This window comes from Providencia sp. PROV197 (genome assembly GCF_028479625.1).
GTDB lineage: Bacteria > Pseudomonadota > Gammaproteobacteria > Enterobacterales > Enterobacteriaceae > Providencia > Providencia vermicola.
The window spans coordinates 104,500-116,587 of record NZ_JAMPNZ010000024.1 but is presented as its reverse complement, the minus strand read 5'-3'; the positions used below and the strand labels follow the sequence as shown (position 1 = coordinate 116,587).

At 42.8% G+C, this 12,088-nt stretch carries 9 protein-coding genes and 4 tRNA genes; 7 read left to right on the top strand and 6 right to left on the bottom strand.

All coding sequences use genetic code 11. The features are described from left to right. Positions 1-7: 7 nt before the first annotated feature. The 6 genes from wecG (at position 8) to PR808_RS14760 (ending at position 3,057) form a co-directional block, all read left to right on the top strand. Positions 8-760, top strand: a complete 753-nt coding sequence (gene wecG, locus PR808_RS14785; RefSeq protein WP_206083085.1) for a lipopolysaccharide N-acetylmannosaminouronosyltransferase — start codon at positions 8-10, stop codon at positions 758-760. Positions 761-1,072: 312 nt separating this feature from the next. After that, positions 1,073-2,449, top strand: coding sequence for a bifunctional threonine/serine APC transporter ThrP (thrP, locus tag PR808_RS14780; protein ID WP_206083087.1), 1,377 nt, complete (start codon positions 1,073-1,075; stop codon positions 2,447-2,449). A gap of 167 nt (positions 2,450-2,616) precedes the next feature. Further along, positions 2,617-2,693: transfer RNA gene (locus PR808_RS14775), tRNA-Arg, on the top strand. Positions 2,694-2,772: 79 nt separating this feature from the next. After that, a tRNA-His gene (locus tag PR808_RS14770) sits at positions 2,773-2,848 on the top strand. Between the two features lie 16 nt (positions 2,849-2,864). Then, positions 2,865-2,950: transfer RNA gene (locus tag PR808_RS14765), tRNA-Leu, on the top strand. A 30-nt stretch (positions 2,951-2,980) separates the two neighbouring features. Next, positions 2,981-3,057 (top strand) — tRNA-Pro (locus PR808_RS14760). Positions 3,058-3,804: 747 nt separating this feature from the next. Here the strand turns inward: PR808_RS14760 and PR808_RS14755 are convergent. The 5 genes from PR808_RS14755 to hemC form a co-directional block, all read right to left on the bottom strand. After that, on the bottom strand, positions 3,805-4,032 hold the full coding sequence (locus PR808_RS14755) for a hypothetical protein (RefSeq protein WP_206083089.1): 228 nt from the start codon (positions 4,030-4,032) through the stop codon (positions 3,805-3,807). A 289-nt stretch (positions 4,033-4,321) separates the two neighbouring features. Continuing rightward, the gene (gene hemY, locus PR808_RS14750) at positions 4,322-5,515 is read right to left on the bottom strand and encodes a protoheme IX biogenesis protein HemY (RefSeq protein ID WP_206083090.1); all 1,194 of its coding nucleotides are present in this window, start codon (positions 5,513-5,515) and stop codon (positions 4,322-4,324) included. A gap of 2 nt (positions 5,516-5,517) precedes the next feature. Further along, positions 5,518-6,774: a uroporphyrinogen-III C-methyltransferase gene (gene hemX / locus PR808_RS14745; RefSeq protein WP_272539557.1), complete on the bottom strand. Its 1,257-nt coding sequence runs from the start codon at positions 6,772-6,774 to the stop codon at positions 5,518-5,520. 3 nt (positions 6,775-6,777) lie between these two features. Beyond that, positions 6,778-7,533, bottom strand: a complete 756-nt coding sequence (locus PR808_RS14740) for a uroporphyrinogen-III synthase (protein ID WP_206083094.1) — start codon at positions 7,531-7,533, stop codon at positions 6,778-6,780. Beyond that, on the bottom strand, positions 7,530-8,474 hold the full coding sequence (hemC, locus tag PR808_RS14735) for a hydroxymethylbilane synthase (protein ID WP_272539556.1): 945 nt from the start codon (positions 8,472-8,474) through the stop codon (positions 7,530-7,532). The genes PR808_RS14740 and hemC overlap by 4 nt, the downstream gene beginning before the upstream one ends. A gap of 594 nt (positions 8,475-9,068) precedes the next feature. On the opposite strand from hemC, the gene PR808_RS14730 reads away from it, so the two are divergent. Then, positions 9,069-11,645 (top strand): class I adenylate cyclase, encoded by a 2,577-nt coding sequence (locus PR808_RS14730; RefSeq protein ID WP_206083099.1) that lies wholly within the window; start codon positions 9,069-9,071, stop codon positions 11,643-11,645. Between the two features lie 39 nt (positions 11,646-11,684). On the opposite strand, the gene cyaY is transcribed toward PR808_RS14730, so the two are convergent. Next, entirely contained in the window at positions 11,685-12,002 is a 318-nt protein-coding gene (gene cyaY, locus PR808_RS14725; RefSeq protein ID WP_206083101.1) for an iron donor protein CyaY, read from the bottom strand. Positions 12,003-12,088: the final 86 nt, after the last annotated feature.

Sequence of the window (12,088 nt, the reverse complement as noted above, 5' to 3'; positions counted from 1 at the left end):
AAGCATCATGGAACCGTCATCAACTCAATCTTCATCTGTTCCTCAGTATTCGATTCGTGGACATAATATTTGGGGCTTCAAAGATATGGCCCACTTTTTGAATTATTTGTTTGCGAATGGTGAAACCAAAACGGGTACTTTGGTCGCGATTAATGCGGAAAAAGTGATGATTGCGGAGAAAGACACCGCGTTAAATACCTTATTAGGCCAAGCTGAATATCTGTACGCAGACGGGATCAGCATTGTGCGCGCTATTCGCCGTAAATACCCAGAAGCTCAGGTTTCCCGTGTTGCAGGTGCAGATTTGTGGGAAGGACTGATGGAAAGAGCTGGGCGCGAAGGTACGCCTGTATTCTTAGTCGGTGGTAAGCCAGAAATCCTCGAACAAACCGAAAGTAAACTGCGCGCTCAGTGGAATGTGAACATTGTTGGTTCGCAAAATGGCTATTTTACCGCCGAAGACCGTGGTGCTTTGTTTGAACGCATTCATGCGAGTGGCGCTAAAATTGTCACAGTCGCGATGGGGTCACCAAAGCAAGAACTCTTTATGCGTGATTGTCGCGTTATTCATCCAGACGCACTGTATATGGGTGTTGGCGGGACTTACGATGTTTTTACAGGTCACGTGAAGCGTGCTCCGAAAGTGTGGCAAAACTTAGGCTTAGAATGGCTATATCGCTTATTATCACAACCTTCACGTATTACTCGTCAGTTTAAATTACTGAAGTTTTTAGGCTACTATTATGGCGGTAAGCTGTAAGTTTATTTCCGAGTAATAATGTATTGATAAAGCGGGATTTTTCCCGCTTTATTTTTGTTTACTTATTAGGTTTTTTATCTTTCCTTGCTGATTGTAAAATCACTCAGTGGCGTATTCGCTGGTCTCTTTCCTCAAATATTTCTATAATTCATCAAAAATAAATGTAGATCATGGTTTTTCTCTATAATTTGGGTCTATGACATGCTTTTCAGTCGACAAGTCGGCTGTTTTTAATAAATTACAGTAATTATGACTAATTTCGTTCCAATTCACGCTGTGGTTTAACGATAATAATTGATGACAGGGGTATTTATGGGGAATCCACAACAGGGACTTCAGCGCGGGTTAGAAGCTCGGCATATTGAGCTTATTGCGCTAGGTGGAACAATTGGCGTTGGGCTATTTATGGGCTCAGCCAGTACGCTAAAATGGGCAGGGCCTTCCGTACTGCTCGCATACATCATTGCGGGTATTTTTGTTTTCTTCATCATGCGTTCCATGGGTGAGATGCTGTTTCTGGAGCCTGTCACTGGGTCGTTTGCTTCTTTTGGTTATAAGTATCTGAGCCCATTTTGGGGGTGCCTCACCGCATGGGGTTACTGGTTTATGTGGGTGGCTGTTGGGATCTCAGAAATTACCGCCATCGGTGTTTACGCCGAATATTGGTTCCCAGATGTACCTCAGTGGATATTTGCCATTGTTGCCGTGGTTTTAGTCGCATTGGCCAACCTTGCCGCCGTTCGTTTGTATGGCGAGTTAGAGTTTTGGTTTGCGATGATCAAAGTCACCACCATCGTGGTGATGATCCTGATTGGTTTAGGGTTAATTTTTTTTGGCCTTGGGAATAACTTCGAGCCGATAGGGCTGGCTAACCTGACGGAACATGGTGGCTTCTTTGCTGGGGGCTGGAAAGGCTTTTTATTTGCCTTGTGTATCGTTGTGGCTTCCTATCAAGGCGTTGAATTAGTAGGGATCACCGCAGGCGAAGCGAAAAATCCGCAAGTCACGCTGAAAAAAGCGATCAATAACATTTTATGGCGCATTCTGATTTTTTATGTTGGTGCGATTTTTATTGTTGTTACCTTATTTCCGTGGACTGAAGTCGGGCAGCAAGGGAGTCCATTTGTCTTAACGTTTGCGAAAGTGGGGATTGTCTCTGCGGCAGCGGTGATCAACTTTGTAGTACTCACTGCGGCGCTGTCTGGGTGTAATAGTGGGATGTACAGTGGCGGTCGTATGTTGTACGCATTAGCGCAAAATAAGCAGCTTCCCAGCGGGCTACTGAAGCTCACAAAAAACGGAGTTCCTGCACGTTGTGTTGGTTTTACAATACTGTGTCTCGTTGCAGGCTCTAGCTTGAATTATATTATTCCAAATCCAGAAAAAGTGTTTGTGTACGTGTACAGCGCAAGCGTTTTGCCAGGAATGGTACCATGGTTGGTCTTGCTCACCAGCCAAATTCGTTTTCGCCAGCAAAATAAAGAACAATTAGTGGGACACCCGTTTAAATCAATTTTATTTCCATGGGTCAACTATGCGACGTTACTCTTTTTGGCCTGTGTATTAGTGGGCATGGCGATAAACCCAGATACACGGATGTCATTAATTGTCGGAGCACTCTTTTTAGGGGCAGTTTCCCTGCTTTATTTTTTAATTCAGGCGTTAAACGGCCGCAGTAGAAAAGCCTAGGCAAGATATTTTCTCGGCGCTTTTATGGGTGTCGAGCAAAAAAGAGGGCAAAAATGCTCTCTTTCTCGGCGAAATGGATAAAAGGCAAGCAATCGATATTTTTATTTCAAAAAGGACTAGACAGCGGGTAGATAAATCCGTACTATCCTCTCCCGCAACGGCGTTAAGCGCCCGTAGCTCAGCTGGATAGAGCGCTGCCCTCCGGAGGCAGAGGTCTCAGGTTCGAATCCTGTCGGGCGCACCAGTTTTAGCACGTCGCTACGGTTGGCAAAATGACGTTGTATGTAGTATGATAGCAACGCTTTGAAAAAAGTGAAGTTATGGTGGCTATAGCTCAGTTGGTAGAGCCCTGGATTGTGATTCCAGTTGTCGTGGGTTCGAGTCCCATTAGCCACCCCATTTTTTTTGTGACATTGCGAGGGTGGCGGAATTGGTAGACGCGCTAGCTTCAGGTGTTAGTGTCCTATGGACGTGGGGGTTCAAGTCCCCCCTTTCGCACCACGAAAAAAATTAATGTGAAGCAGTACATTTCGGCGAGTAGCGCAGCTTGGTAGCGCAACTGGTTTGGGACCAGTGGGTCGGAGGTTCGAATCCTCTCTCGCCGACCAATTTAAAGAACCCCGCTTAATAGCGGGGTTTTTGCATTTTTAACCCGATGTTGATTTTTTTATACTCACTGTTGGACGAGCTTGCTCGCTATCTTTTAAACCCCTTCTTTTCTGTTCCTTTTGAGTGCATGCACGTCATTAATTCGCTATATCACACCATAATCTTTAACGCATTGTTTTTTATGTAAAAAATAAGTGTCGTAATTTTTATACAAACCCATACTTCTGTGTCGCCAAAAAGAGACATTTTACCTATTGATTTATAAGGTTAAATTTATAAGTGAGTTAAGGTGTCTCTATATTGAGACAAAGAAATACGCTTTCATTCATGCTAAAGGTTAAAAAAAGTGAGGTGAAGGGAGCGTGCAAATTTTCTGGGTTCAAAATACCCCGTAAAACTAAGATATACAGAAACGTTAGGAATAGCAGGGAAAAAATAGGATGATGGAAAAAGTTGGCACGCATCCTGCATTATTAAATATGTAGATGCTCATCTCACTTCTTATGATAGCAATGCTTCATAAACCCAGAGATGACGCAAAGCCGATTATCGGTGCCTATTGTCCAACTTAGATGATCAAGAGCTCATCCTCTTACCATCAACGAACGGGCGAAACGTTGAGTGAGGCACCATCCGTCTGTAGACCTGATTGTATTTTACACCTGCCTAGTGCAGGTGTTTTTTTTGCATTTTTTATGGTAGGCCTCTTATTTATAGGAATAAGAGGCTGAAATCAAATAGGAAGACTAATTTTTACCTTTGCTAAACCATTTGCTGAGCCAGCGAGTAATGTAGGTATAACAAAGAATAATAAACGTAATGATGAAAATATCTTTACTGAGGTCTTCAGTATTAAAGCCGATGATCATGATAAAAACAAAAGGTGATAAAACTAACAGAAGTAGGTCAAAAAAGATTTGCAAACGGTTTGGTGTCGCGATAATCCAGCGCCAAATAGCTTTAACTACATTCATATATATTTCCTAAATTCATTCAAGGCAAAAATGCATATAGTGTTTTATACACTATGTGTTTGTTTTATGACATAGCTGAACTTGTTTTGTTTGCAATGAATTGATTATGTTTTTTAGCGATAGGCATTTCTTCATGCGGTATACCGACGATAATACTTTATTTGTCTTTTTTAGATATTAATGGAGTCACAAAGTGGGGCGAAATGACCCTTTTTGTCAATTTATCGGCAGTTAGAGGACGAAATAAAAACGCCACTTCAGAGTGTGGCGTTTTTATTTTGAGGAATAACTAAGTGCGTTCTTGTTTCAAGGAATGCGTTAGGGCTTCTTGGCGGATCTTAGCGGCTTCGTTTGGTTTATGTAGCTTATCGTAGGTATCGGCGAGCCATGAAGCATCTTGAACATCAAAGCGTTGTGCTAAAGCTGCTTTGAAGTAGGATTCTGCTTTTTCCCATTGGGCATTATGTAACGATAAAACTCCTAGTGTGCTGTTTAATAAAGGTGTGGCACCATTTTGTTTTTGCAAATGCAGTAACGTTTTCTCAATAGCTTCAGGGTGATCGCTGTTAACTTTTGGTATTAACAAGAGTAAGCGCTCATCATATTGTTGCTTTAAGCCATCAATAATCATTTTCTCTGCACTTTTGGTATCACCACACTCAATCAAGTGTTCAGCCAAGAAGGCTTGAAGTGCGGTTTCATGGCGGACACGGCGAGGTTGTGATTTCCACCAATCTTTAAGGCCATCACTTCCACCTTCAGCCATACATTGGTTCATTAACCCTTTGTAAGCTTTAAGTTTTAATGCATCAAGCTCGTCTTCATTATGAAACTGAACTTTTGCCATCACGGGAAGTAATTCGATTAATGCTTGGTAAGCGCCTGAACGTAAGTAAGCTTGTTCGGCAAGGCGTAGAACTTCGGGATGCCTTGGGGCTTTATCAATTAGTTTATCGATACCATTACGGGCAGCGTGGACTTCACCTTCAGCAAGCTGAATACGCACACGGCAAATATCGACAGGGAGTTGGTCACTACCAGCGGCTTCAGCCGCGCGGTCTAAATACTGGTGAGTGCGGAACTCATCACCACGTTGCTGCGCCGCTTCAGCGGCCATCAAATAGTTAATCACCGGCTGCTGAGAGAAATCAGCGTGCTTACTCATCAGCTTTTCAACTTGCTCAAAATCACCTTCAGCTAATTTCAGCAATGCTTTTTGAGTTTGAGTGTGGGCTTTATGGTATTTACGACCGCTTACCCATCCTTTCGTGCGTGAAGTGGTGCTCATAAAACGGCGATAACACCAACCAAGGAATAGCAGTACAAATTGCAGCAAGATGAAGCCTAAAACTAAACTCGTGACGCTGGTAGTGATGTCATAATTATCTGTACGAATAAAGACATACCCTTGGTGACCTGCCAAGAGAGGCCCTAAAATCACACCTGCAATTAGGACTAGAAAGAGGATTAATACTTTAATCATCATTACCCCCTATTGCCCGCAGGCTCTGCGGATTCAAAAGGGTGCTCTGTATCCGAAGTTTGTGCATCCGTAGCAGGCACTGCATCTTCCGCGGCTTTTGTCGTGTCTTTTACCGCTTCAGCTGCTGCATCAACTGCGCCATCAGTCGATGGGCTTGTTTCAGACTGTGAAAGCAAACTGCGAACGCGTGTTTGCATCAGTTTTTCCAGCTTTTCTTGGCTTTCGAGCGCCTCTGGCATGTCAACATCAATAGGTTGATTGATGAGCTCATCAATGGTGGATAAAAAAGCTTTCGTAGCTGGCGCCTCAGTATCAAAATAAGCCCTTACCCAGGTAGAAGCTTGTTCTAATGACTGTTTATATGTTTCTTCTTGGTAACGAGGAACAGCTTGAGCGGCAATTAAAAGCTGAGAACGAATATTTTCACGTAAATAAATATCTTGGTTTGGTGCTAATAATGGTGCTTCTGAACCATCACGTGCTCGGACCGTAATAAAGTCACTGGTGAAGCTTTTCCAACTACGTGACAAGTTTTGTTTCCAATCGGAAATATCATCACTCACGTCACTGTTATTGTCGTCTGTTGCATCACCGCTGTTTAAATCCGCGAGACGTAAGTTATCAACTTCATTACTGAGCTGGTTTAATTTTAAGATAATGCCGTCATAGTCAATTTGGTTAATTGCAGCCAGTTTTGCCATGTCATTATTGATGGATTTACGAATATCAAGCAGGCTTGGGTCGTTCATTTCCGCTAAGCTGGAGTCTGCGCTTTTTAGTAAAACAGCCGCAGTAACAGGATCATGATCATTCCACAATTTACGGCCAGCCATTTTTACCATGAAATCCGCTTGGGCGATTAACCAGCTTTTGACATCGGTACTTGAAAGCGCCGTAACATGGGCTTGCAGCTCCTGCATACGGCGATTTAGTCTGTCTTCGTATTCAAGTGCATGATTTTTGATATCTTTATTTGCGGCAATTAAAGCATCTACACGTTGCCTATCTGAGTTTTGCTGGTCAATTAAATCACTTAGCTGCTGTTTTAGTTCATTGTTTTCATTGACTAATTTTGCATTGCTTTGCTGAGTGAAATAATAGAGACCACCACCAATGGCGATGATAACCGCAATCGCAATAATCCCGCCTACGAGACCAGAACGTTTTTGTTCCGAAGAGGGCTTAGTTCCGCGATGAACTGTTGATTTTTCATCTGTTTTTGGCGTCACCGTCTCGGTTGTTTTATCGTGTTCCGTCATAAATTAGCATCCCATATCGGTTGAGATTAATGCTTTAATTAAAGCATTATTATCTGCGCTATTCGCTACACAGACCTTCTGCCATCCACTTTGGCGGGCGAGATCTGCAATCCGTTCACTGACAACAAGCAGGCGGCGGGAAAACCACCATACCCGATATTCATCGGTGATTAATTCTTCAAGTAAGGCTAACATTTGCCCGCTGGTGATCACGACATCAGTAATATCGGTTTGCACCCATTTCTGATTGAACTGTGTTTTGTCGTAATGCACTGGCAACCTTGTGTAACATTCGCAATAATCAACGTGGGCACCACGTGAGCGTAATGTGGATGCGAGAAGCTCTCGCCCACCATTTCCCCTCAATAAAAGGGCGCGTTTACCCTCTAAAAATTGGAGTTCAGGAAGCGTTAGAAGTACTTCGCTGGTTTCCCCATGTTCAGCCCAACGTGCTATTTGCCCAGTCGTGTGCTGAAAATACTGCCCAGTAGAACGACCTATTCCATAGTAAGATAACTTATCAGACCAGCTACGTCCTATTTGTTCAAGTGCTAAATTTGCGTACTCGACTGCATTTTTGGACAAAAGAAAGACCAGATCGTTCGTTTCTAAGGCATCTAGCTGGGTCGTTAAGGTATTGAGCTCAGCACCTGGCCCAATACAAATTAAAGGAGCAGCATAAGCTTGCCCACCCATTGAGGTAATTGCCGTTATCAGCTCTGAACCAGCGGGCTCAGGGCGTGTGACAAGGACTCTCATGCAGGTGGATTTCCTTTATAGACCTCAGCCAAAATTTCTCTCGCGCCTTGTGCTAACAGCTCTTCAGCCAGTGAAATACCTGCTTGGCTAGCCTCTTGTGGCGCGATAAGGCGTTCACCGCGAATAATTACGCTACCATCTGGCGCACCGACAAGGGCACGCAACCAAATTTTATCATCCTGCCAAATCGCATAGCTACCGATAGGCACTTGGCATCCGCCTTCTAATCGCATATTCATCGCACGTTCGGCAAGTACACAAATAGAAGTATCATCATCGTTGAGTACCGCAAGTAACTCACGGGTTACCACATCATCCAAGCGACATTCAATGCCAACAGCACCTTGACCAACAGCGGGTAAACATTGTTCAGGTTCGAGCGCAGTACGAATACGCTCTTCAAGCCCTAAGCGTTTCAAACCAGCAACGGCGAGGATAATGGCATCGTATTCGCCGTTATCAAGTTTTGATAATCGTGTGCCCACATTACCGCGTAAATCACGAATGACTAAATCAGGGCGAAGCTCTCTGAGCTGGCATTGGCGGCGTAAGCTTGATGTGCCAACGATACTGCCTTTCGGCAAAGCGTCAATATTGTCATATTGGTGAGACACAAAAGCATCGCGAGGGTCTTCGCGTTCACAAATAGTGACTAAACCAAGCCCTTCAGGGAATTCAACGGGTACGTCTTTCATTGAATGAACGGCAATATCAGCACGTCCTTCTAATAGTGCAAGCTCTAGTTCTTTAACAAATAACCCTTTCCCACCGACTTTTGCCAGTGGGGTATCAAGAATGATGTCACCCTTTGTGACCATTGGGACAAGTTCAACCTGTAAGCCAGGGTGAAACTGCTCTAATTTGTCTTTGACAAAGTGCGCTTGCCATAAGGCGAGAGGGCTTTTACGCGTTGCAATACGCACGATATTTGTTGATGTCATTTTGCTGTTTTCTCTGGCGAAAATTGCCGTGTATTAACCATACAATTGGCATTAGTTTTAACATGTTAAGGATTTTTTTTCCAGTTGGGCACAAAATCGCCATTCAGATTATTTGTAACAGATTTATATTTGTAATCATGATGCAGGAAAGTGATTCAAAAGATGATGACTTGAGATAGCTATTCGATTATTTTTTTAGCTTATCGTGCTATTTATTGAGTTGGCAGGAGGGAAGGCAGTATAAATTTGTGTTGAAGCGTGCAAGCACAGGCTCTGTGCGTATTGTACTTAATATCGTTTTGAATTGTTGCTTTATTAAACAATTCACGTGAGTGATATTATTCCATTGAAAAACAAGGGATATTCTATCGAGTTAAAAAATAAAAAGTCTTTTTATACAATATGTTGAAAAGCATTTTGTATCAAAAATAAGCGTATAAAATTATGTGATCTACTTTACCCTTTTGCTCCAAGGTGTTAAATTGATCACGTTTCCGACAATTCATTTGAAAACTTTTTTAAATCTATCTCTATCTGTTGGGTGCTGGGAAATTTCCAGATTTGTATTACATTCATTACAGTCAGGCGTAACCTTTGTATCTCTATATTGAAACCTTAAAGCAAAGACTTGATGCGATAAACCAATTACGGTTAGAGCGCGCGACGGCGTCTATGAGCGAGACTTTTTCTCAGGTTTATAGTTTGCTGCCAGTCTTGTTTCATTATCATCATCCAATGATGCCTGGTTTTATCGAAGGTAGTGTGCCCCATGGTGTGTGTTTTTTCTCCCCAGATACAGAACAGATGAAATGGTTAGGGCAATTTGAACGCTTCTTACCTATTGATTCAAGTGCAAATGGTGAATTACCTATCACTGGAATTTATTCGATGGGCAGCACATCTTCTGTTGGGCAGAGCCACTGTTCTGATATTGATGTGTGGGTCTGTCATCCTTCATGGCTCGATCACGAAGAAAAACGTTTTTTGCAAAAAAAATGTACATTAATTGAGCAGTGGGCAGCTTCTTTAGGTATTGATGTCACTATCTTTTTAATCGATGAAAACCGTTTTCGTCATCATGCGAGTGGGCATATTGGTGGGGAAAACTGTGGCTCAACGCAGCATATCCTGTTATTAGATGAATTTTATCGCACAGCAGTGCGCATGGCAGGAAAACGTTTGCTATGGACGATGGTGCCTGTCGAAGAAGAGCAACATTACGATGAATACGTTATTGGGTTATATGCACAAGGTGTGTTGACGCCCAACGAGTGGTTAGATTTAGGGGGGTTAGGTGAGCTATCTGCTGCTGAATACTTTGGCGCTAGCTTGTGGCAGCTATATAAAAGTGTCGATTCCCCTTATAAGGCCGTCCTGAAAAGTATTTTGCTCGAGTCTTATTCTTGGGACTATCCGCATGGTAAATTGCTGGCAATGGAATTTAAACGCCATTTACATGCAGGTGAAATTGTTAGCTACGGTTTAGATTCATACTGTTTGATGTTAGACCGTGTTACGCGTTATCTCACTGAAATCAATGATTCTACCCGCCTTGATTTGATCCGCCGCTGTTTTTACCTCAAAGTCTGTGAAAAACTCTCTGAAGACGATGGCAACGCCTGCTCTGGTTGGCGCCGTGATGTGTTATCTCAACTCGTTGAGTCATGGGGATGGAGTGCGGAACGTTTAGCATTACTTGATTCGCGTAATCAATGGAAAATTGAACGGGTTCGTGAAGCGCACAATGAGTTACTCGATACGATGATGCAAAGCTATCGAAACCTTATTCGTTTTGCTCGTCGAAATAATTTAAGTGTTAGTGCGAGCCCACAGGATATTGGGGTATTAACACGTAAGTTATATGCGGCTTTTGAAGCCTTACCAGGTAAAGTAACATTGGTGAATCCACAAATTTCACCTGATTTAAGTGAATCTCACTTAACTTTTATTTACGTACCTGCAGGGCGCGCGAATCGCAGTGGTTGGTATTTGTATAACCAAGCTCCAAATATTGACGCGATTATTGGTCATCAGCCTCTTGAATATAACCGCTACTTGAATAAGTTGGTGGCGTGGGCGTATTTCAACGGGTTACTCACTGAAAACACGCAAGTGTATATGCACAATGGGAAATCCCAGTGTGATGAGCGAAAACTGCTTGAGTTAATGCATGACGTTTCCAGCCACTTCCCGATCCGTTTGCCTGCACCTACACCAAAAGCGTTGTATAGCCCATGTGAAATTCGCCACCTTGCCATTATCGTTAACTTAGAAAAAGATCCAACGCAGGTTTATTCTGAACAAGTGGTACACGTGGATTTCAGAAAGCTTGATATTTTCAGCTTTGGTGAGACACAACAATGCCTTATCGGCAGTATTGACTTGTTGTACCGCAATTCATGGAATGAGGTGAGAACTCTGCATTTCAGTGGTGAGCAGTGCATGTTAGAAGCGTTAAAAACCATCTTAGGTAAGATGCACCAAGATGCGGCACCGCCTGAAGCTGTTGAAGTTTTTTGTTATAGTGAGCACTTGCGTGGTCTGATTCGTACTCGTGTACAACAGTTAGTTTCTGAGTGTATTGAGTTGCGTTTATCCAGTAATCGCAATGATCCAGGGCGCTTCAAAGCGTTGCGTATTGCGGGTCAAACATGGGGGCTGTTTTTTGAGCGCCTAAACGTTTCTGTACAAAAACTTGAAAATGCGGTCGAATTCTATGGTGCAATTTCGCATAATAAATTGCATGGTTGGCCAGTAAAACTGCAAGCAAAAAGTGATAATCATTTACCTGCAGTCGTTGATGGCTATGCAAGTGAAGGTATTGTGCAGTTTTTCTTTGAAAACACACCAGACAATACGGGCTTTAATATTTATGTTTTAGATGAAGCAAACCGTGTTGAAATCTATTCCCATTGCGAGGGGTCAAAAGAAGACTTAGTGCGTGATGTGAGTAAGTTTTACTCCTCTTCCCATGACCGTTTCACCTATGGTGCAAATTTCATTAATTTTAACCTACCTCAATTTTACCAAATTATTAATCAAGAAGGTAAAAACCAAGTGGTGGCGTTCTCTGGCGCGACATGGCCGTTTGGTACAGAAGACGACAGTGATGAAACTGGGCATGATATGCGCTCAACGCTATTAGGGCAGCAACAAGCGCACTATTATTAAAGGTGGGTTGGTTCTCAATAACTAACAGGTTACCGTTTCTTAGAAAGAAAATGGCTCTTGGCTTTGAAACGCGATAGCCTCTGCTAATTTTGCTTTAAACTCATGACCAGAGCGGTCACAAACCCAATTTCCATCTTGGTAATCATAGTGATACCCACCTTGTTTGGTCGCTAACCACATCTGGTGAAAGGCTTCTTGCTTATTAATAATGATCTTGCTGCCATCTTCGAAGCTCAAGGTCATCACGCCGCCATTAATCTCACAATCAATATCGGCATCGCCGTCATAATTGTCTAAATGCTCTTCAATTGTGCTAAGCAGCGTTTCCGCTAGCTGGTGAAATTCACTATCATTCACGGTTAAGTTCCTGTTTGCTCACAATTATTTAATTGAAGTTATTATTGTTAATTGAAATTATAGGGGGGAACGAGCGGTGAGGGAAG